This window comes from Thermanaerothrix sp. (assembly GCF_056331585.1).
Map to the genome: position 1 here is coordinate 160,631 of NZ_JBWGPQ010000001.1, position 22,095 is coordinate 182,725.

Annotated in this window: 19 protein-coding genes; all 19 read left to right on the forward strand. The window is 47.4% G+C overall.

Features of this window, described 5'->3' with window-relative positions; translation table 11 throughout:
- The 19 genes from AC01YT_RS00740 (at position 1) to AC01YT_RS00830 (ending at position 22,084) form a co-directional block, all read left to right on the forward strand.
- Positions 1 to 1,353 (forward strand): hypothetical protein, encoded by a 1,353-nt coding sequence (locus AC01YT_RS00740; protein WP_476672189.1) that lies wholly within the window; start codon positions 1 to 3, stop codon positions 1,351 to 1,353.
- 9 nt (positions 1,354 to 1,362) lie between these two features.
- Complete coding sequence (locus AC01YT_RS00745; protein WP_476672190.1) at positions 1,363 to 1,644, forward strand: hypothetical protein; 282 nt, start codon at positions 1,363 to 1,365, stop codon at positions 1,642 to 1,644.
- 347 nt (positions 1,645 to 1,991) lie between these two features.
- Positions 1,992 to 2,864 (forward strand): ABC transporter permease, encoded by an 873-nt coding sequence (locus tag AC01YT_RS00750; protein ID WP_476672192.1) that lies wholly within the window; start codon positions 1,992 to 1,994, stop codon positions 2,862 to 2,864.
- Complete coding sequence (locus tag AC01YT_RS00755; protein WP_476672194.1) at positions 2,861 to 4,207, forward strand: ABC transporter ATP-binding protein; 1,347 nt, start codon at positions 2,861 to 2,863, stop codon at positions 4,205 to 4,207. The genes AC01YT_RS00750 and AC01YT_RS00755 overlap by 4 nt, the downstream gene beginning before the upstream one ends.
- Positions 4,208 to 4,221: 14 nt before the next feature.
- A complete protein-coding gene (locus AC01YT_RS00760; protein ID WP_476672195.1) occupies positions 4,222 to 5,193 on the forward strand; it encodes a glycosyltransferase family 2 protein in 972 nt (323 codons plus the stop codon).
- A gap of 60 nt (positions 5,194 to 5,253) precedes the next feature.
- Positions 5,254 to 7,350, forward strand: coding sequence for an InlB B-repeat-containing protein (locus AC01YT_RS00765; protein ID WP_476672197.1), 2,097 nt, complete (start codon positions 5,254 to 5,256; stop codon positions 7,348 to 7,350).
- 74 nt (positions 7,351 to 7,424) lie between these two features.
- A complete protein-coding gene (locus tag AC01YT_RS00770) occupies positions 7,425 to 9,233 on the forward strand; it encodes an asparagine synthase-related protein (protein WP_476672198.1) in 1,809 nt (602 codons plus the stop codon).
- Between the two features lie 114 nt (positions 9,234 to 9,347).
- Positions 9,348 to 10,121, forward strand: coding sequence for a glucose-1-phosphate cytidylyltransferase (gene rfbF / locus AC01YT_RS00775; RefSeq protein WP_424914389.1), 774 nt, complete (start codon positions 9,348 to 9,350; stop codon positions 10,119 to 10,121).
- A gap of 1 nt (position 10,122) precedes the next feature.
- Positions 10,123 to 11,175 carry an NAD-dependent epimerase/dehydratase family protein gene (locus AC01YT_RS00780; RefSeq protein ID WP_476672281.1) on the forward strand — a complete coding sequence of 351 codons (1,053 nt, stop codon included), beginning with the start codon at positions 10,123 to 10,125 and terminating at the stop codon, positions 11,173 to 11,175.
- A gap of 21 nt (positions 11,176 to 11,196) precedes the next feature.
- Positions 11,197 to 12,459, forward strand: a complete 1,263-nt coding sequence (locus tag AC01YT_RS00785) for a methyltransferase domain-containing protein (RefSeq protein WP_476672199.1) — start codon at positions 11,197 to 11,199, stop codon at positions 12,457 to 12,459.
- Positions 12,460 to 12,610: 151 nt separating this feature from the next.
- Entirely contained in the window at positions 12,611 to 13,717 is a 1,107-nt protein-coding gene (locus AC01YT_RS00790; RefSeq protein ID WP_476672201.1) for a class I SAM-dependent methyltransferase, read from the forward strand.
- Between the two features lie 13 nt (positions 13,718 to 13,730).
- Complete coding sequence (locus tag AC01YT_RS00795; protein WP_476672203.1) at positions 13,731 to 14,933, forward strand: class I SAM-dependent methyltransferase; 1,203 nt, start codon at positions 13,731 to 13,733, stop codon at positions 14,931 to 14,933.
- Between the two features lie 17 nt (positions 14,934 to 14,950).
- Complete coding sequence (locus AC01YT_RS00800; protein WP_476672204.1) at positions 14,951 to 16,051, forward strand: glycosyltransferase family 4 protein; 1,101 nt, start codon at positions 14,951 to 14,953, stop codon at positions 16,049 to 16,051.
- On the forward strand, positions 16,035 to 17,057 hold the full coding sequence (locus AC01YT_RS00805) for a glycosyltransferase family 2 protein (protein WP_476672206.1): 1,023 nt from the start codon (positions 16,035 to 16,037) through the stop codon (positions 17,055 to 17,057). Before AC01YT_RS00800 ends, AC01YT_RS00805 begins: the two co-directional genes overlap by 17 nt.
- Before the next feature lie 21 nt (positions 17,058 to 17,078).
- Positions 17,079 to 17,822, forward strand: a complete 744-nt coding sequence (gene kdsB / locus AC01YT_RS00810; RefSeq protein ID WP_476672208.1) for a 3-deoxy-manno-octulosonate cytidylyltransferase — start codon at positions 17,079 to 17,081, stop codon at positions 17,820 to 17,822.
- 5 nt (positions 17,823 to 17,827) lie between these two features.
- The gene (locus tag AC01YT_RS00815; protein WP_476672209.1) at positions 17,828 to 18,814 is read left to right on the forward strand and encodes a KpsF/GutQ family sugar-phosphate isomerase; all 987 of its coding nucleotides are present in this window, start codon (positions 17,828 to 17,830) and stop codon (positions 18,812 to 18,814) included.
- 3 nt (positions 18,815 to 18,817) lie between these two features.
- Complete coding sequence (gene kdsA / locus AC01YT_RS00820; RefSeq protein ID WP_424911486.1) at positions 18,818 to 19,675, forward strand: 3-deoxy-8-phosphooctulonate synthase; 858 nt, start codon at positions 18,818 to 18,820, stop codon at positions 19,673 to 19,675.
- A 26-nt stretch (positions 19,676 to 19,701) separates the two neighbouring features.
- The gene (locus tag AC01YT_RS00825; RefSeq protein WP_476672211.1) at positions 19,702 to 20,964 is read left to right on the forward strand and encodes a hypothetical protein; all 1,263 of its coding nucleotides are present in this window, start codon (positions 19,702 to 19,704) and stop codon (positions 20,962 to 20,964) included.
- 1 nt (position 20,965) lies between these two features.
- The gene (locus AC01YT_RS00830) at positions 20,966 to 22,084 is read left to right on the forward strand and encodes a glycosyltransferase family 4 protein (protein ID WP_476672213.1); all 1,119 of its coding nucleotides are present in this window, start codon (positions 20,966 to 20,968) and stop codon (positions 22,082 to 22,084) included.
- The last annotated feature ends 11 nt before the right edge of the window (positions 22,085 to 22,095 follow it).

Sequence of the window (22,095 nt, forward strand, 5' to 3'; positions counted from 1 at the left end):
GTGCGAACTGTGCCAATTATAGCCTACTTACAATCAATAGAGTCTGCGAGATATTCGCCCGATGATTTGTTTGACAGTATGATTTGTTTGCTGTATGCTTATCGAGGATATTTTCTTTCTATTCTCTATCTGGGCTGTTACAACGGCGAGCACCTGAATGGGGGAATAAAAGGCTGCTTTCTGTTGTTCCGGTGTGCATCTAAATCCTATCAAACGGAGGTCATTATGATCGGCAAGCGTTTCTGGTGGGGGCTTTTGCCCGTATTGATGGTGCTCGCTTTTTTAGGGGGTTTTTTCGTGCGTGCTTCTGCGCGCGGAGCGTTTCAAGAACCGCCCCCGGTGACGTTCACTTATCAAGGGCGGTTACAAGAGGGAGGACAACCAGCGCAAGGTTATTATGATCTGCGCTTTCGTCTTTATGATGCCGAGGAAAATGGCACTTTGATCGCCGAAGACCTTCATGAAAACGTGACCGTAAATCAGGGCTGGTTTAGCGTTTTGCTTACATTTCCCTCTAGTTCGTTGGGTGGTGAGCCAGGTTATCTTGAAATCGCGGTGAGACCGGCAGAAAGCGATCAAGAGAGTGATTTTGTCGTTCTCTTGCCTCGCCAAGCGCTGACCCGTGTACCTTATGCCTGGCAGGCTGATATTGCTGCGAGAGCAGAGAGTGCAACCTCTGCCGATCATGCAGAATCGGTGCCATGGAGTGGTATTATTGGGGTACCCAGTGGGTTGCAAGATGGTGACGATAATACGACTTATACAGCTGGCAGTGGATTGACTCTAACCGGAACAACTTTTGCATTGAACACGGGAGAATTGGATGCGCGTTATTGGGGTTTGGGGGGAAACAATATTGATTCAGATCAGGCCCGCTTGGGGAGCACTAATAACCAACCCTGGGATCTGATTGTAAATAACGTGCCAGCCGTGACGTTGTATAGCGATAGCGACAACGAACCCGTTATTCAATTTAATCGAGATGCTGGTGGGAGTAAAACCATTGGAATCGGTGAGCGTTATCGAGACAACGGAATTGTGGCATGGGGACAGGTTTGGGATCCTGATATAGGAAAAGAACAATTAATTGGTGACTTTGGGGTAGATAAGGTTTCTCTTGATGGTGATCATTATCGTGTTATTTTGGATGTAAATCTCATCCAGGATATGTTGTTAATCGCTACAGTTACACCCATTTATGACAATACTAACGGTATGAACACGATACCCTTAATTGCTGTGAGTCCAGTTGTTAATGTTGAGGGTCATCCAGAGTTTGATGTTTACATATATGCTAATGGGAGTTTAAGCCCTGGTTTTTGTGGGTTCAATTTCATTGTCACCGGACGTTAGGAGGGAAGGATGAAAACGCACTACATCCTTACGGGCTTGGTCTTGGCCTGCTTGGGCTTGGGGTTAATTGCCGGTCAGGTGAGATCCGATGCCCAATCATGGTCCCTGATATCTCAATGGGTTAGTGGAAGTGGAAATCTGACGAGCGGTGATTTGAGGATAACGTTTACAACCGGTGAAATAGTCAGTTCTTTCCCGCTCCATGGTGGCAGTTATACTCTGGAAAGTGGTTTTCCCTTTGAGGTTAGTGGTTGCCAATATTCTCTTTTCTTGCCATTAGTTAGTCATTGACATTGCCAATATTGTTAATGCAGTAATCGCGAAGCGCCGGATATTACCGGCGCTTCTGTTCTTAAGCCTTTCTTTAAGAATTCAAAAGATTTCTTTCCAAATCCTAAGTAACCAGAAGGAATTAATTCTTTATGATGAGGTTGTATCTTTCGCTATTCTTTTTGGTCGCGTGCTCCTTTTAGCCAGTTTAGAACGCTTGGTTATTGTTTATATCAAGCAATCTAGGCGAAAAAACAAAAACTTCTCCCTTTCGAGCGTTTCTTCTATGTCGAAAGGGCGGAGCATGCCAACTTCCTTCCTCCAGTTTATTTTCGAACCTCATTTTGGGAGCCCAAATTAGTACCCCAATGAAAACAGCCTTAATACGGTTACCGGAATCGCCCCCCTCTTTAGAAAACGGGGAGATTGAACATGTTCATATAGAACCTTATCAGGGGCGCGTTCCACTCAATCTAAAAGAATTTTGGCGCTATCGGGAATTGCTGTATTTTCTGGTCTGGCGAGACATCAAGGTGCGTTATAAGCAAACGCTTTTAGGCGCGGCATGGGCTATCGTTCAGCCTTTCTTTACTATGGTGGTGTTTTCAATCTTTTTTGGGCGGATGGCCCAAATGGCTTCAAATGGTTATCCTTACCCGATTTTTAGTTACACAGCCTTGCTCCCCTGGACGTATTTTTCTGGGGCACTCTCTTTAGCTGCTAATAGCCTGGTGGGCAGTGGGGGATTGATCACTAAGGTGTACTTTCCGCGCCTGATTGTTCCGGTATCGAGTGTGCTTTCAGGTCTAGTAGATTTTGCGTTTGCCTTTCTGGTTTTGATCGGAATGATGATTTTTTATGGTTATGCCCCCACGATATACATCATCCTCTTGCCATTGTTCTTATTGCTGGCACTGACAACCGCGCTAGGGGTGGGGCTGTGGTTGGCGGCGCTAAATGTCAAATATCGTGATGTGCGCTATTTAATCCCTTTTTTGACCCAGTTTTGGCTTTTCGCGACCCCGGTGGTTTATCCCAGCAGTCTCTTAGGTGAGCCCTGGCGCACCTTTTATGGATTGAATCCCATGGTAGGCGTCGTTGAGGGGTTCCGTTGGGCGTTGCTAGGAGATAGACCGCCGGAGTTGATGATCCTGATCTCGGCGATTGTTTCGATCGTCTTTTTAGTTAGTGGCGTCATATATTTTCGCCGCACTGAAGACACCTTTGCGGATCTGATATGACCTCAGGACGTCAACGGCATATTTCGATTCAGGTGGAAAACCTGGGAAAACTTTATCGCATTGGTCAAGGGGCTCAGGCTTCGTATCAGACGTTGCGCGACCAAATTTCGCGTTTTGCAACACAACCGCTGCGCTGGTTGCGTTTTTCAAAAGACCCAAATGGGATTCAGCGGAATGAAGAGGCGTTTCATATTTGGGCGCTGCGGGGTGTTTCGTTTGAGGTGCATCAGGGTGAAGTTGTGGGCATCATTGGGCGAAATGGGGCCGGGAAGAGTACGTTGCTTAAAATCTTGACCCAAATCACGGTGCCAACCGAAGGCAGCGTGGATTTGTGGGGGCGAGTTGGATCCTTGCTAGAAGTAGGCACTGGTTTCCATAAGGAACTTACTGGCCGAGAAAATGTGTATCTCAACGGTGCAATTTTGGGAATGAAAAAAGCCGAAATTGATCAAAAATTTGATGAGATTGTGGCTTTCTCTGAGGTTGAGCGCTTCATTGACACGCCAGTTAAGTATTATTCGAGTGGTATGGCCATGCGTCTGGCGTTCGCCGTAGCAGCGCATTTAGATCCCGAAATTTTGTTGGTGGATGAGGTTTTGGCAGTTGGCGATGCAGCGTTCCAGAAAAAGTGCCTGGATAAGATGGAAGAAGTGGGGCGTGCTGGTCGAACGATTTTGTTTGTCTCTCATCATATGCCCTCAATTGTGCGCCTTTGCGAACGGGCCATTTGGTTGCAAGATGGTCAAATTTACCGTGAAGGTCCGGCCCATCAACTCGTGAGCGAATATTTGACCGAAGCATTAGGTACGACTCCATCTCGTGAGTGGCCTGATTTTTATCATGCACCAGGCGATGAGGTAGTGCGTTTATTGGCGATTCGTATTCGAAATAACCGGGGTGAGGTAACCGATACGTTTGATATTCGAGAACCTGTGGGGATTGAAATGGAATACGTTGTTCTGAAAGGTGGTTACCCCTTGCATGCCGGATTTAGTTTACACAACGATGAAGGTCAATGGCTTTTTGCTTCACTCGATACCGATGCCGAGTGGGATGGTAAACCACGCCAACCGGGGCGCTACCGTAGTATGGCCTGGATACCGGGTAATTTCTTAGCCGAAGGGACAATGATCGTAGGACCTTCCATTCGTACTGAAGATCCGGAGATCCTACATCTCTATGAACCGGATGCAGTGGCTTTTCAAGTGACTGAACGCCCAGGGTTAGGGCCAAGCAGTCGTATGGGGTTTGTGGGGCATTTTCCGGGGATTATTCGTCCCTATCTTCAATGGGAAACCCAATTGACGGATCCCGACCCTTGGAATGGTCGTTCAAGTTTTTAAAAAGGCCCCTTTCGATGAGCACATTTACGCCGTTAGTCTCGATAGGCCTGCCGGTTTTCAATGGTGAAGTCTATTTAGAGCAAGCCTTAGAGTCTATCCTTGATCAAACCTGGGATGACTTTGAATTGATTATTAGTGACAATGCATCCTCGGACCGAACTGGCGAGATATGCCGAGCCTACATGGAGCGTGACCGGCGGATACGTTACGTACGCAATCCGGTAAATCGTGGCGCAGCGTTCAATTACAACCAGACAGTGGCATTGGCGCAAGGCCAATTTTTCAAGTGGGCGGCAGCGGATGATTGGATTGCACCTACGTTCCTCGAGTCCTGCCTGGCTCCTCTTCGGTCTGATCATACTGTAGTTCTGGCCTATCCCCTTACCCAAATTGTTGATGAGAACGGGCAGCCCTTAGGCCTTTATGAAGACGAGTTGAATTTGACCCAGAGTGATCCGGCAGAGCGATTTTGCTGCTTTCTAGATCGTTTCCGTCGCAAAGATAAATGTAACGCGGTATTTGGGCTAATTCGTTTGGAGCCATTGCGTAGAACACGTCTTATTGATCGGTTTACGTCGTCGGATATTACATTGTTGGGGGAGTTGGTTTTGTTGGGAAAGATGGTGGAAATTCCCCAGGTGCTTTTTTATCGTCGCGATCACCCCGGTTCTAGTGTACGAGCGTTGAAGCCTACAGAAAGGGCCACCTGGTTTGATCCTACCATGAAAAAATCGCGTCGTTACGTGCAATGGCGATTATGGGGCGAGTTTATGCGCTCTTTGTGGCAATTGCCGTTGCCGTTAGTGACGCGGATTAGAGGGACAAGCGGAGTAGTTCAGTGGGGAATGTGGCGACGTAAGTTATTGGCACTAGAGGCCCGTTCTTGGATGTGGAATAGCGTTCGAGTACTTCCGCGACCCATCTATTCACTACTGCGTTGGATATGGCATTGGGGACGAGTTACATCACATAGGAACTCTTATTAGTAATGTGACTTCTCAGCCCAGACAGGTTGGGTTCCAATACGATTTTTTCAGGAGGAAAAAATGAATAAGAAGGCGCAAGCGATGGCAAAAGCAGGAAAGAGGCTAATTCTGGTAAGCCTTTTATTTAGCCTTTTTTGGTTTTTACCCCTATCTCAAGTTACTGCTGAAACGGGGGGACCCAAAATAGATGTTTGGTACGGTGATGTTCAGTATTTTGGTGACCCGGGTTTGCCGGGGCGACAGATTTATATCCTGGGAAACGTTAGCGATCCAGATGGGGTGGAGAGTTTAGCTTTTTCTCTAAATGATGGGGCTTTCGAGTTGCTCCAATTGGGACCGTTTCCCGCCTCCCCTAATGGCCCTCGCTTATTGTATGGTGCGGGTGATTTTGCTGTTGAGTTATTCGACGGTGAACTCAATGAGGGGACAAATACGTTGGTGCTTAGAGCAAGAGATAATTTGGAAAATACAACCGAAAGGGCTGTGGTTATTAACTACGCACACAATCAAAAGTGGCCGTTGCCAACAACGACAACGTGGAGCGCAGATAATGGCACATGGCAAAGACAAGCGCAGGTATTAACCGGAAAATGGGATTTTGCGGCGGGGAGCGTTAAAACAAGCCAGGTAGGATATGACCGAATGATCGCCATTGGAGATATGGGGTGGCGGGATTATGAGGTTCAGGTGGATGTAACTATCCACGATGTTGACAATGTCAATGGATTTAACGAACCAAGTAATGGTCCTGGGGTGGGGTTGCTCTTGCGCTGGACAGGCCATACGGATGAACCATATTCTGATGTGGGGCGTCATTGTTATCCAGAGGGCGAACTTGTGGCACCAAAATGTGGTTATTTGCCCTATGGTGCGATTGGGTGGTTGCGGTGGCAGGATCAGACGAATCTGTCAGATATCACCTTGCAATTGCTCATTAACAATCCTTTGGTCCCAATCAAGAAAACGTTTAGTCCAGGTACTGATACTTTGACCTATAAAATGCGCGTCCAGACGTTGAGCGACGGCCGTCCGGCATATTCGCTCAAGGTGTGGAAGAAATCTGATCCAGAGCCTGAAGTTTGGTCTTTGGAAGGAGAGGGACAAGTAGGTGATCCCATTTCCGGTTCGGTGGTGTTATTGGCCCATCATGTAGATGCTACCTTTAGTAATGTTACGGTGACTCCATTGGGACTTGATCTACCGGTTTCTAGCGCTCAGTCTGACGATTTCAACATGTGTTCTTTGGATACAACACGGTGGACGTTGGTTAATCCTGTGGGAGATGGTAGTCAGGGTATTGGGCAGCCCTTTACTAATGATGCTCACCTGTTCCTATCGCTGCCGGCACGTGTTGAGCATGACATGAATGCACGCGATGATAGCGGTGGAAATAAAACCATGCGCATTGTGCAGATGATCAACGATACTGATTTTATCTTCGAAGCCAAATTTGATAGTTCAGTCCAATCTTCGTCTTCAAACATAAGGCCCTTCCAAGGAATGATGGTAGAAGAGAATGCTAGCCCGGCTAAGCGCTGGATTCGGGCTGATTTTTACAGTCAGGGAAATGGCACGAGATTATACGTTGCCACCTACGAGGGTGCCCTCAATGTTCGTTCAGGAAGCGAAGAAGGGAAGTTGGTTTGGTTTGATGCTCCGGTTATTGAAGGGAACCCAGCGCCGCTATATTTACGGATGGAACGGTATGGCAGCCGTTGGATTATTTCGATAAAGGGGCCTTCTGATCCTAATTGGCAAACAGTGGTCAACGTGCCATTCTTGGTGCAGGCAGCACGGGTGGGGTTATATGCAGGAAATGCCTATGGGAGTAATTCTCCAGAATTTACGGCCAAGATTGACTATTTCCAGAATTTGACCAGCCCAATATCCGATGAGGACGCTCTGAGAAATACCTTGACAATCAACGTCAATCCAACTGGTGGGGGTACCGTTATCAAAGCGCCGGATTTAGGGGAATACAATTGTGGACAAACCGTAGGGCTGGTAGCAAATGCTAACCCGGGCTATACGTTTGCAAATTGGAGCGGTGATTTGAATGGCACGAATCCATCTGGGTCGGTTGTGATGAATGGGCCAAAGGTGGTTTCGGCTACTTTCTCAACGAATCGCGTCTTTATCCCCCTAGTGCTTCGCTAATCTGAGCGGTCAAGGGGTGAGAGGGATACGTTGATAACTTCTCACCCCTACCAGAGAAATTAGTAGGTGTCTTCATGCCTGGCCTTTTTGGTATTTTGAGTAATCAGAGACCTATTACATTTGCTGATCTTCTTCCTATGGCAAATGCCCTTAAGCCCGCTATTCCAGGTATTTCTGAGGCGTGGCTGGATGATTCGAAACGGTTGGGGTGGGGACGCGAGGTGTTGGCTTACATTCTTCCCAAAGGCCAGCCGCTTCGGGTAGACAAAGAGACGTGGCTCATGGCAGATGGAGAGACGGCAGACTGCCGTGATCCTCAGCGAGCGAATGAATTTTTAGCGAAGACCTATCGTGAGGGAGGATGTGAAGCGTTAGGACACCTCAATGGCGGTGTGTGTGCAGCGGTTTGGAAAAGGGATGTACAGCGCCTTTCTCTGGTTACCGATTTTTTGGGGCTACGACCTTTATTCTATCTCCAGCAGCCAGGGCGATTGGCCTTTGCCAGTGAAATCAAAGCCCTTTTGGCTTTGGGATGGATCCAACCTTCCATCAATGAGGAGGCCTTAGCTGAGTGGTTGGCCTTTGAAGTCTTAGATGGTGACCGCACCCTTTTTAAGGATATCAAACGCTTGCCTCCGGGTTCGGTATTGATATGGGAGGGGGAGCAAACCAAAGTTTACCCCTACATTCATCTTGGTTATAGCGAGGAGTTATCGAGTTGGTCGGAATCTCAATGGGTTGAGGCTTTTATTGAGACGTTGGGTCAAAGCCTGCAACGGCGTTTGGACAATCCTCAAGGATATGTTTTGCCCCTCAGTGGTGGATTGGATTCGCGTCTGTTGCTGGGGCTGGTTTCCACAAGACTTCAGCAGGTATTGCCTTTAGTTACGTATGGCGAACGATCGAGCCGAGATGTTAAACGGGCCAAAGAGGTGGGAAAAACTCTTGGCTATCCCCATCAAATTTTGTTTCTGGATGAAGAATATCCCAAGAAATTTGCCAGGGCTTGCGTTGAGCGTTCGGAGGGATACCTGAACGTTATTGACTCGCATGGTTGGACGCTCAATAGCCTGCCTTCTTCCTGCCAAGTACTAGTTCTGGGAAATGGTGCTGATTTATTTCTAAATACTGCCGATGCGAGTTACTCCTCGGAAGTTCAAGCGATTTCGGATCCTTTTGAGGCTTATTTAGCCTATATCAATGATTTATTTAAGTTTTCTGAGTGGTCACACTGGTTTACCCCAGGGTTTGTCCATCGTTATCGTGATTTACCAAGGCAACGCATAGAAGAAGAAGTGGCGCAAACCCCGGGGGCTTCGTTGTCTCTAAAGTTGGATACACATCGTCTTTTTTTCTATGAAGTGGATTACATCCTGCACGGACTTAGTGTCGTTCGCCCTCGCTTTGAATATACCGAACCATATCTGGATCGCGATTTGGTGATGCTTATGCTCTCGTTACCCCCAAACCTGAGGGCAAAACGCTATTTAGAGAAAAAGGCACTGAGTTATGTGAACCCACAATTGGCATGGATTAAGGGTGGTCCTTTGAGTCAACCCAGTTCCTTGGAGGTCGTATACGATCGACTTGAGCGAAGGTTAAAGTGGGGGTTCCGGCGATTGAATGTCTTAGGGAATGCCCACTTGGAACCGCCTTCCTCTACTTTCGCAAATATGCATCATCTGTTGCGGTTAAAACCCAATCGTCAGTGGGTTGAGGATACATTACTGAAGTCTCCATTTCTGGAGCGTGGCTGGTTTCGTCCACAGGCAGTTCGGCAGGCGATTGATGAGCATATGCAAGGGACACGCAACCATACGCGACATTTAGGAGCGATGATAACGATCGAGATGGTAGCACAGTATTTTGTGGATAAAAGATAAGAGTCCTTTTTGCCATGGGCTGGCTGGAGAGAATGCGTCCAATCCAATCTATCCCCTTTGCCTATGACTATTGATTCTCTCGGTTAGAGTTAGAAGAAAGAAACGGAGGCAATGATGAAAGTTGCTATTTTAGCCGGTGGTTTTGGTTCACGTCTGGCTGAAGAGACCGAAATTCGTCCCAAACCGATGGTCGAAATTGGGGGGCGCCCGATCCTCTGGCATATTATGCGTTATTATTCGGCATTTGGATTCAATCATTTTGTTATAGCACTAGGTTATAAAGGGGAAATGATCAAGCGTTACTTTGCGGATTATTGCATGACCACCACGAATATGACGGTGGATTTTCGCACCAATCAAGTCATACCACACGATGGTCCTAGGCCGGATTGGGTCGTAGAACTCGTTGATACGGGTTTGAAAACACAAACCGGGGGGCGAATTAAGCGCCTTGCCCCTTATTTGGGTGGTGAAACCTTTATGTTAACCTGGGGAGATGGGCTCTCAGATGTCAATTTAAATGATCTATTAGCATTTCACCGTGCTCACGGGAGACTGGCCACCCTGACAGCGGTTCGTCCCCCAGCGCGTTATGGGTATATGCATTTTGTTGGTGATCAAGTTGTGGAATTCATGGAGAAACCTCAATTGATGGAAGGGTGGATCAACGGCGCCTTTTTTGTCCTAGAGCCTGGCGTTTTCGACTATATCGAAGGTGACGAGACAGTTTGGGAACGAGAACCTATGGAACGATTGGCGCGGGATGGTCAATTGATGGCCTATAAGCACGCTTCGTTTTGGCAGTGCATGGATACACTGCGGGAAAAATACTTACTTGAAACAATCTGGCAGTCAGGGCAAGCCCCTTGGAAAATATGGGAGGAATGAGATGCGAGTACTAGTTACCGGACATCATGGCTACATTGGTTCGGTGTTAGTCCCCATGCTTCTTGAACGTGGTCATGACGTTGTAGGGCTAGATAGTGATTTGTTTGAAGGAAGCCGTTTTGGGGATCAACCTGTGGTAATAGTCCCATCTATCACCAAAGATATTCGGGATGTAACCTCACAGGATTTGGAAGGATTTGATGCTATTTTGCATCTGGCGGGATTATCCAATGACCCATTGGGTGATTTGAATCCCGAGTTGACCTATGAAATAAATCATCAAGCCTCGGTTCGACTTGCGCAATTGGCAAAACAGGTTGGAGTCCGACGATTTATTTTTTCGTCTTCGTGCAGTAATTACGGGGCTGGAGGTGATGATTTCTTAACCGAAGATTCGCCTTTTAATCCTGTAACCCCCTATGGGCGATCCAAAGTATTGGTTGAGCAAGATGTTAGTCGGCTAGCTGATGCAACTTTTTGCCCGGTCTTTTTACGTAATGCGACGGCTTATGGGGTTTCGCCGTTTTTGCGGTTTGACTTGGTACTGAATAATCTTGTGGCTTGGGCGGTAACAACAGGGCGGGTTTACCTTAAAAGCGATGGCACCCCTTGGCGGCCGATTGTCCATATTGAAGATATTTCTCAAGCTTTTTGCGTGGTTTTGGAAGCCCCCGAAGAGAAGATACATAATCAGGCTTTCAATGTGGGTCGCACGGAAGAGAATTACCGCATCCGTGAATTGGCGGAGATTGTTGCAGAAACGATACCCGGAACACGGATCGAATATGCTCCTGATGCTGGCCCCGATAAGCGCAATTATCGAGTAGATTGTTCCAAGATACAGCGTGTACTACCTGAATTTAAGCCTAAGTGGGACGCACGTCGCGGTGCGGAGGAATTGTTTACCGCTTATCAACATGTTGGTATTCAGGTTGAGGATTTTGAAGGACCGCGTTTTAAGCGCATTGCGCATATTAAAGAACTTTTGGCACAGGGAAAAATTGATCCGAATTTACGCTGGGTTACTAAAGTTGATGCCCCAATTGCATTTTAGTTTAGAACAGGAAAACGTCCCATGACATCATCTCTTGCTAAAGAAACTTGGGTTTCACTTTATCGTACCGAAACAGCTTGTCGGTCATGTGGCTCTCCCCATTTGTTACCCATTGTTCGTTTCGGTGACACCCCACTTGCGGATCGCCTTATTAAGCCGGAAACCTTGGGAGAGCCTGAGCCTTTTGCACCACTGAACTTGGTTTTTTGTTCGGAGTGCGCTCTGGTTCAAATTGATGTCACTGTAGACCCCGACGTGTTGTTTGCACGGGATTACCCGTATTTCTCATCCGTTTCACCGACATTGCTCCGGCACTCTCGTGAAAATGCTCTGGAATTGATTGAGCGTCGCACCTTGGGGGCGCAAAGCCTGGTCATAGAGCCAGCCAGCAACGATGGCTATATGTTACGCAATTTTGTGGAAAGGGGCATCCCTGTCCTAGGTATAGATCCGGCACCTGGGCCAGCCCAAGCTGCTCTTGCGGCAGGAATTCCAACCCTAAATACATTTTTCACTCTAACTCTTGCCCAGGATTTGGCGAGAAGAGGTCAATCTGCTGACGTGGTGATTGCCAATAATGTGCTAGCACACGTCGCTGATCTAAACGGTTTCGTTGAGGGGATAGCCATTATTCTGAAGGACAATGGCGTTGCGGTGATGGAAATGCCCTATGTGGTGGATCTCATTACGAAGAATGAGTTTGATACCATCTATCACCAACATCTTTGCTATTTCTCGGTCACTTCCTTAGATCGTCTTTTCCGGCGGCATGGGCTTTTCTTGAATGATATATGCCACCTTTCCATTCATGGCGGATCACTTCGTTTGTATGTGGAGAAACAAGAACGAGTTCAGCCCGCAGTACGAGAGTTGCTTAGGGAAGAGGTCGAGACGGCTTCAAAATATGAATATTATCAGGCATTTGCTGAACGCATTGCCACGATTCGGGCTCAATTGACGAACTTGCTTCAAGGATTGAAATCATCCGGAAAGCAGATAGCGGCATATGGGGCCGCAGCAAAAGCCACTACTTTACTTGCATATTGCCAGATTGATTCTAATTTGATTCCCTGGATTGCGGATTTGAATCCCTATAAGCACGGTCGCTTAATGGGAGGAAATCACATTCCCATTGTTCCAACGAGCCGACTTTTGGAGGAAATGCCAGATTATGTTTTGCTACTGGTATGGAATTTTGCGGAAGAGGTGTTTCGCCAACAAAACGAATACCGTCAACAGGGTGGTAAATTCATTGTTCCAATACCTGAAGTTCGAATAGTTTAAGGATGAGTGAATGATGGCAATCATTTCCCCTCAACGTTCTACTGCGGTTACTCGGTTGGGAACCCAAGAATTAATCCACCAGCCTTGTCCAGCGTGTGGGAATGTTCCGCTGCGTGGTTTTTATGCGGTGCGAGGAGTGCCTGCACACAGTGTGTTACGCTTAGAAAGCCGTGAAGAGGCGTTGGCATACCCTAAAGGGGACGTTCATTTAGCGTTTTGTTGGCAATGTGGCTTCATTACAAACATTGCCTTTGATCTTAGTTTGAACGCCTATTCTGAACGCTATGAGGAAACCCAAGCCTTCTCTCCAACTTTCAACTCATTTAACCAGCGATTGGCAGAGTATTTGATTAGCCGTTACGAGCTTCATGGTAAGACCATTTTAGAGATCGGTTGCGGAAAGGGTGATTTTCTTGCCCTTTTATGTGAGATGGGCCAAAACCGTGGAATTGGTTTTGATCCAGCCTTCGTTCCTGAACGAGCCCCTGAGATAAAGCATGGACAATTAACTTATGTGTCAGATTTTTACTCTGAACAATATCGTGAGATTGAAGCAGATTTTTACGTCTGTAAAATGACTTTGGAGCATATTCATCCGGTGGGCGAATTTATGCGAATGGTGCGCAGGGCAGTTGGTGAGCGCCACGATGCTGTGGTGTTTTTTCAAATTCCAGAAGCCACTCGCATTCTTCAGAAGTTGGCTTTCTGGGATATTTATTATGAGCATTGCTCCTATTTCACGCCTGGTTCGTTAGGGCGATTATTTCGGCGTTGTGGTTTTCAGGTATTGGATTTATGGGTTGATTTTGATGATCAGTACTTAATGATCGAGGCAATTCCCTGGGTTGGAGGTGCCCAAACGCCCCCTTTACCTCAGGAAAATGATTTGGAAACTCTTATCCCTCTTACAGCTTACTTTACTCAATCCGTTCCTCAGGTACTCCTAAAATGGCGAAATCGTTTGCGAGAATACCACCAAAATCACCAAAGGGTGGTACTTTGGGGTGGAGGATCAAAGGCGGTTGCCTTCCTTACCACGTTGGGGGTGGGGGACGAAATCGCTTATGTTGTAGATGTGAATCCTTATAAAAGAAACACATTTATTGCTGGTAGTGGTCACTGGATTACGACGCCAGAGCATTTATTGGTGGAGCCACCAGATGTGGTGATCGTCATGAATCCAGTTTATGTCACAGAAATTGAGGCTATGTTAGCCTCACAAGGTCTCAGGCCAAAGTTAGTACCCCTAAACGCTTAAAAAGAGGACGATAATGGTTGTTCATCGAGTAATTGTAAAACCTCCACTACGATCCCAATGTCCCATTTGTAAAGGCTTAAACGTTGAGCCATTCTTTGATATCAGCCAAGTGCCGGTACATTGTAATCTTATGTGGCCGAAACGCGATGATGCTCTTAGTGCACCTCGTGGTGAAATCAGGTTGGGCTTTTGCCATCAATGTGGTCATATTTTTAACTTGACGTTTTCCTCAGACCTGATGCATTACTCGAAGTGGTATGAAAATTCCCTTCATTTTTCATCACGATTTCAATCCTATGCTCGCACTATGGCTGAACGGCTCATAGATCGCTATGATTTACACAACAAAGAAATCATAGAAATAGGAAGCGGTAAAGGTGAGTTTCTAGAATTGTTATGCGAGTTGGGAAATAATCGTGGGATTGGCTTTGACCCTGGGTATGTAGAGACGGGTGATATCCCTGCTACCCAACGTGTGACGTTCATCCAGGATTATTACTCGGAGCAGTATGCGCGCTACCAGGCCGATTTGATTTGCTGTCGCCAAACCCTGGAACACCTTTATCGCCCAGCGGAATTTGCGATGATGCTGAGACGCAGTATCGGGGAACGAAAAACGATTGCCTTTTTTGAAGTTCCGAATGTGCTTTTTATGCTGCGGTCTCGTTCGGTGTGGGATGTTATTTACGAGCATTATTCCTATTTTAGCCGTGGATCATTGGCTTATCTCTTTACGGCAAATGGTTTTAGAGTTCTCTTGGTGGAAGACTCATATGAAGGGCAGTATCTTATCATGGATGTTGAGCCCAGTTCAGATGCTTTGTCTCCGAGATTCCCAGAACCTCAGGAATTATCGCAACTTTATCAAGATGTCCAAGCTTTCCAAGAACATTTTCAGAATAAGGTGGCATATTGGCGGCAGCAACTGGGTCACTTAAAAGCAGAGGGCAAACGGGTTGTCATTTGGGGGGCAGGATCAAAAGGCGTTACTTTTTTAAATGCATTGGGGATAAGGAGTGAAATCGAATATGTGGTGGATATTAACCCCCGTAAGACCGGTATGTACGTTGCAGGAAGCGGCCAGAGAATTGTTGACCCTTCTTTCCTAAGGGTATATCGTCCGGATGCCATTCTTATTATGAATCCCATTTATGAAAGTGAAATTCGCGAGCAAGCCCATGCTCTCGGTTTAGACGCAGATTTTCTGCTCGTATAAACATCAATAGGATCATAATGAATATTTATTATGCCAATACCGACTACAAGCCGGGGGACACCCGCGGGCGTAATGCCCATATCCGACAATTTATTCGCCACTCTTTAGAGTTGGGTCATACGATTTGGCTGGATGAACCTGTAGCGCAGTATCCTCGACTTCGTACCTTAGCCAAAGGACGCTTAGAACGATGGTGGAACTTGCGTCAGATGGATGTCATTTACACGCGATTGCAGGAGATGCCGGCGTTGAGCTGTCGTTATGCTGTACCACCGCGTCGGTGGTGGCTAAACGGCGCAGGGCATGTGTGGGAGTTTAATACCATTCCAGAATTTCATCGCATTATGGGACGTTCGGAACGTGCAGTCCAGGAATCAATCGCTCAATTTCGGGCTTATGGGCAGGGCTGCGATTTGGCAATTTGTGTTTCTGAGGCGTTGCAGAATTATGTCCAAACTAATTTAGGGATCAAATACGCTGTAACAGTTCCAAATGGATCTGATTCGGAACATTTTCGTCCCGATCTTATTCCGGCGTTACCCCACGATGAGGCGTCGCTTAGAGTGGTGTGGATTGGTAGTGCTGATTTATCATGGCATCACTTTGGTTTGATGGTGGAAGCGGCTAAGCAGTTGTGGAATGATCATAGATCAGAGATCACGTTTCATGTTATTGGTCATTCGTTCCCTATGGATCAAACCCCACCCAATGTGATTTACCATGGCCCCAAACCATATGAAGAACTTCCGCATTGGCTGGCCGCTATGGATGTCGGTTTGGTTCTATATCGGCCTGGTGTTGCCGACTATAACTCGCCCTTAAAACTTTTTGATTACATGGCCAGTGGATTGGCCGTTATTGCGACGCCTCAACCACAGGTCAATGTAGTCCTTCAACAAATGGAGGCTATTGATTTTTTGGTTCCATTTGATGATCCGAGCTACCTCGTAGAGCGATTATTGTTATTGGCATCCGATCGGAGCAGGCGCTTGTCCCTCGGGCAGAAAGCGCGCCGTTTGGTTGAGACTTATTACAACTGGCAACGAGTGGCAACAGAAATTTTTTCGCACATTGATGCAATGTTCAAACAAAAGGGTTCGCGTGAACGCCATAACTAATCTTCCACCGCCTCTTTCAAATCAAAGAGGCTGGCCTTGGACGCCTGAAGATGTGCTGATCTTTCCTTCTCTTATGCCCAACGGACGCAGATGGCCTCGAATCAGTGTAACTATACCGAGTTATAACCAAGGACGTTACCTGGAAGCCACATTGCGCTCGTTGTTGCTCCAAGGCTATCCCAATTTAGAAATTCATGTAATGGACGGAGGAAGCACGGATGAAACGGGGGCGATCTTGCAAGAATATGCACCCTGGCTTACCTCGTGGGTGAGCGAACCTGATCGCGGGCAAAGCCATGCCATAAACAAAGGCTGGGAGCGATCCACAGGGGAGTTGATCACTTATTTGAACTCGGACGATTACTACTTGCCAGGTGCTTTGCATTGGATTGCAATGGCTTGGGGTTTTGATCCTGCGGTTGCCGTAATTACTGGCGGGGTTTTAATGGTGGATCAGGACGGGAACGTATTACAAACCCGCAAGCCTTTTCTGAAGGCACAATCCCCGCTAGATCTGTCTTTGCTAGATATAAGGGCGTGGTATCTACCTCAACAAAGCACGTTTTTTGTAGGGAACTTCCTAAGCCAGGCTGGCTGTTGGGTGCGGGAAGATCTTCGATATACCATGGATCGGGAGTTAATGTATCGAGTGTGTCGCTTAGGAAGAGTGGTCTTGTTGGATCATCCTCTAGCAGCAGATCGGTTTCATGCGGCTTCAAAGCGTGGTTCACAGGTGCTGGAAATGTATCGTGAAGACGAAAAGGCGCTTTTATATTGCGAGTGGGGAGATTGGCGGGCAAGACAACAGCGTAAAAGAGTAGCAAGGGCACGAAGAGGTCAAGGGCATTGGTTAATGAGTTTGCGTTCGCGATCCATTGGTATGGCGCTTTGGCATCAGTTATGGGCAATGTATTATCGTCCAGCCTATTTCTGGAACACCATGGTTGGAAAAATCTTATTGAACTGGTGGCATTTGATTCGCCAACGCTCCAATTTAGTCAGATAGTTTTCTATGAGAGGAGGGGTTATGAGGATTTGTGCCGTTATACCGGCACGACTTGATTCGACGCGTTTGCCGCGAAAGGTTATGGCCGATATCAATGGGTGGCCAATGCTTTGGCATGTCTGGCGACGGGTTAAGCAAAGCCAAATGATAGAGAAAGTTGTTGTGGCCACCGATGCCGAGGAAGTATTGCAATTGGTAAAAGGGTGGGGTGGGGAGGCCCAATTAACCAGTTCGTCATGCCACTCAGGAAGCGAACGAGTAGCCTCGTTGGTCAGAGATATTGACGCGGAGTTCATTCTCAATGTGCAAGCAGATGAGCCTTTGTTGGATCCTTTTCTACTAGATGATTTGGTCCGATCTTGGCTCACGTTAAGATGCGATATTGTCACGCCGGTTTACCAGATTTTGGACCCTAATGAGTTATTTAATTCATCGGTAGTAAAAGTGGCGCGGAGCCACCGAGGTCGTGCCCTTTATTTTTCACGCCAACCCATTCCATTTGTCCGCGATTTTCCCCCTGACCGTTGGTTGGAGGTTGGGCAGTTCTGGGGGCATGTAGGTGTCTATGGATATCGGCGGGATGTGCTAGAGTCTTATCCCTCATTTCCTCCCTCGCTTTTGGAGCAGTCCGAGAAATTGGAACAATTGCGCTTCATGGAAGCAGGATACGAAATCTATACGGTAGAAACAACTTATCATCCCATTGCTGTGGATACATGGGAAGACTTAGAACGCGTACGCGGGGTTTTCTCACAGGAGGATTAAGAGTTATGCTGGTTGAGAAGCAATCCAAGTGGTTTGAGGTTGCTCAATCTGTGATGATCAATGAGGCAAACGCCATTCAGTTTGCCGCTACTCATTTGGACGGGAGCCTTTCACGGGCTGTGGAGATCATTCTAAGTCACTCCGGCAAAGTGGTCGTAAGTGGAATAGGTAAATCTGGACATGTGGCACAAAAAATTGCCGCTACTCTATGCAGTACAGGAACTCCAGCGGTCTTTCTCCACGCAGCAGAGGCGGTTCATGGTGATTTGGGGGTCTATACACCTGGTGATCCGACGATCTTGGTTTCGAAAAGCGGGAGTAGCGAAGAACTGATCCGTCTCACGCCGATTCTGCGCCAATTTCGTTCAGCACTAATTGCCATTGTCGGTAATCTTGAATCTCACCTGGCCCGTGAAGCCGATGTGGTGTTAGACGCACGGATACCACGTGAAGCAGATCCCCTTGGCATTGTACCCACCGCCAGTGCTGTGGTTGCTTTGGCCTTAGGAGATGCTTTGGCAGCCGCATTAATGATAGCGCGTCAGTTTACCGAGCAGGATTTTGTTCGGTTTCATCCAGCAGGACAGTTGGGGCGCAATCTGTATTTACATGTAGGCGATGTTATGCACCGATTTCAAGATATCGCCTGGGTCAGACCGGAGACTTCGCTCAAAGACGTTGTTATTGCTATGACTCAGCATCCCTTGGGTGCGGCTTGTGTGGTGGGCGAGGACAACCACTTAATTGGATTGATAACCGATGGAGACGTCCGACGTGCCCTGCAAAAGTTCGACGATATTCGTTCTCTGCATGCACGGGATATTATGACTCAGAACCCAATCCGAATCACCCCAGACGTGACATTGGGCCGGGCGGCGGAGATTATGGAAAATCGGCCTTCTCAGATTTCCGTCTTACCCGTTGTGGAAGGGGAAAGCGGTATCTGTCTGGGATTGATTCGACTCCATGATATTTATCTCGGCGCGAGGTAAACCATGTCCCATCCAAAAGCATTTAACATTGATTCACAGTGCATAATTGGAGGGGATTTTCCTTTGATTATTGCGGGTCCCTGTGTTGTGGAATCTGCGGAATTGGTGCTAGAGACGGCATGGGCGTTGAAGGAAATCACCAACCGGCTCGGCTTGCCATTTGTGTTCAAATCTTCTTATGATAAAGCCAATCGTACTTCTCACCGCTCGTTTCGCAGTATTGGATTTGAACCCGCATTGAAAATCTTGGCACGAGTACGTGAAGACGTGAACATTCCAGTGTTAACGGATGTTCATGAGACCAGCCAGGTGATGGCCGTAATGGAAGTGGCAGATATTATACAAATACCAGCGTTTCTATGCCGTCAGACCGATTTAATTCAAACTGTCGCCCGCAGTGGAAGGGTGGTGAATATAAAGAAAGGTCAGTTCATGGCACCAGAGGATATGAAGTTCGCAGTGGAAAAAGTCACTGATACGGGGAATCAGCGGGTATTTTTAACCGAACGCGGAAGTAGTTTTGGTTACCACAACTTGGTCGTGGATATGCGCTCATTGGTGATTATGCGCCAATTTGCACCCGTGGTGTTTGACCTAACTCATAGTGTACAAATGCCGGGAGGGATGAATGGGCGCTCAGGTGGACAACGTGAGTTTGCACCATATTTGGCGCGAGCTGCGGCGGCGGTAGGTGTGGACGGGTTTTTTATGGAAACTCACCCGAATCCTGAAAAGGCCCTCAGCGATGGTCCTAACATGGTCCCATTAAGCGAGATTAGTGCCCTTTTAGAAAGTCTTTTGGAGATTTGGAAGGTATCGCGCCCTTATTGGGAATCGGCGTCCTTATCTCCAGTTGCATAGACGTCTTGTCTTTGAGGTAACCTTCCATGCCTGAAATTGTGGTTCTAGGAGCAAGCGGTTTCTTTCATCATGCCGAGCCTTTACTGCGTCACTTTGGTGAACGGATGGTGATTGAAGCAGAGTATATTCCAACCAAGATTGCAGCTTACCAACCGGATATCGTGATTACTTTTGAGGCCAGTAACCCTCAGCGCGGATTGGTGGTAGCGGAAATGGTTCGCCGCAACATTGCTACTCTTCTTGTTATGGATGGTATTCAGGAGTGGCGCAATACCTGGTCTAGAATCAAGGGCGGAAATAAACGACCGCTTAATCAACCTATCTTAACCCATAAAGTTGCCTGTTTAGGACGCTTAGACGCTCGCTTGTATGAGTCGTGGGGAAACGTAGGCAAGTGTGAAATCGTTGGTGCACCACGGCTGGATGATCTTGTTCTACAACGCTATCCCATACGTACGCACCCCATTGAAGGAAGACCTTTGCGCTTGCTGGTTATGACGGCCAGGACACCGGGGTTCACTCCCCAAGAACGCGAGGTAACACTTCAGTCGCTTAGAGATCTTCGTGCTCATTTGAAATACCGCAAAGATATTGAAGTGGTATGGCGACTTTCGAAAGGCCTTCATCTCGAGTTGGGGGTTGAAAATACATTCACCTCGGCCACGGGAGATGAGTTACACCAATTGCTGCCTCAGATGGATGCTGTAATTACCACACCATCTACCGCCCAACTAGAAGCCATGCTGGTTGGATTGCCTGTAGCTTTATTGAATTACCATCTCGTGCCTGTTTATACTTCAGCGGCTTGGGAGATTAAATGTCCTTCTCATATTGAGCCCGTTCTAGAAGATCTGCGTAATCCTCCGCTTGAGCGTATGCTTTATCAGGATTTTTGTTTACATGATGCACTTGAATGTCGTACTCCAGCGCTTCCTCGCTTGGTTCAATTGATTGAAACGATGATTAAGATCAGGCGAGAACAATATTCACATGGAAAGCCACTCAGTTTCCCAGCCAGAATTCTCGATTCACCAGAATATTTTGTCTCTTGGCCAAGCGAAGCCTTTGATCTGGAACGGCTTTATCCTGATCATCCTGTGTTTCGTCTGCGAGAGGTAACTTTTCTACAATCCGAACTTGATGCCGCCCTGATCGCCATTGAGCAACTGAAGGATCAGGTTAATACACTAACCCAGCGTCTTCATCGGATCCCGGGTTATACCTGGCTAAGCCGTCTGGCGCTGAGTTTACAGAGGCGTTTTCACTTGGGTGGACATTATCAGGTGTGAGGTGAAAATACTATTTGCTCATTACCGACCAGATATAGTCAGTGGTGCAGAATATGCTTTAGTGGATACGGTAAGGTGGTTGGATCCTCGACTGCAGGCTTGCATGTTGGTGCCTGGAAAAGGGCGATTGGCACATGTCTATCGCCAGTTGAACTTACCGGTCTGGTCGTATCCTATTTCTACACCGCGTCGTCTCTTTCCAGGATGGCATGAGATTCAATCTTTTTGGTTGGCTATAAAACTCATCCAAGAAGATTTTCGGTTAATAGTGTGCAATACATTTGCTGCCGCCAGTCGAGTCATGACCGGCGCCAAATGGGCAGGCTTGCCTCTTGTGATTATCATACGAGATTATCTACGAGATGTTCCCTTACACCGAAAAATTTTGCATCAAGCCAGGGCTCTGGTGGCGATTTCATGCGATATTGCAGGCGCTATCGCTCCAATGGCAAACGGAGTTCCAATTTATGTGAACTACGATCCAATTAATGCAGAAGCTTGGTTGGCGCGCGTGCAGTCTTCGGTTGCACACCGTCGGCTTCTTTTCCCGGATAACTATCTGATTGTGGGGTGGGTAGGACGGTTGACTCCTTATAAACAGCCCGATCTTTTCATTCGCTCTATTCCAAAGGTCTTAGAGCAGATTCCCCAAGCGCGTTTTGTCGTTGTGGGAGGGGCACAACATTCTGAGCAAGATTACGAACAAGGTTTACGTTCGCTTGCTATGACCTTAGGGGTGCAAAAGTATCTTAGTTTCCTTGGGCCGCGGACAGATGTAGCGGAGTTAATGAGCGAAATGGATGTGTTTTGTCTCACATCGCGGCGGGAACCGCTTGGACGGGTGATTTTAGAAGCCCAATTGGCGGGCTGTGCAGTGATTGTTCCAGATTTTGGAGGCGCAGCAGAGTTGGTCGAAGACGGTGTCAATGGCATCAAATTTCATCCATTAGGGGAGCAGGCTGCTGAGGATTTAGCCTCAAAAATAGTGATGTTATTGAGTCATCCAGAGATGCGCAAATCTTTGGGCCTAGCAGGAAGAGAACATGTCCTGGCAACCTTTGCCCAACCCAACATTGTAGCCCCTCTTTCTCAGATGCTCTTGAACCTTGCCAGGAATTAGGGGGAGAGATC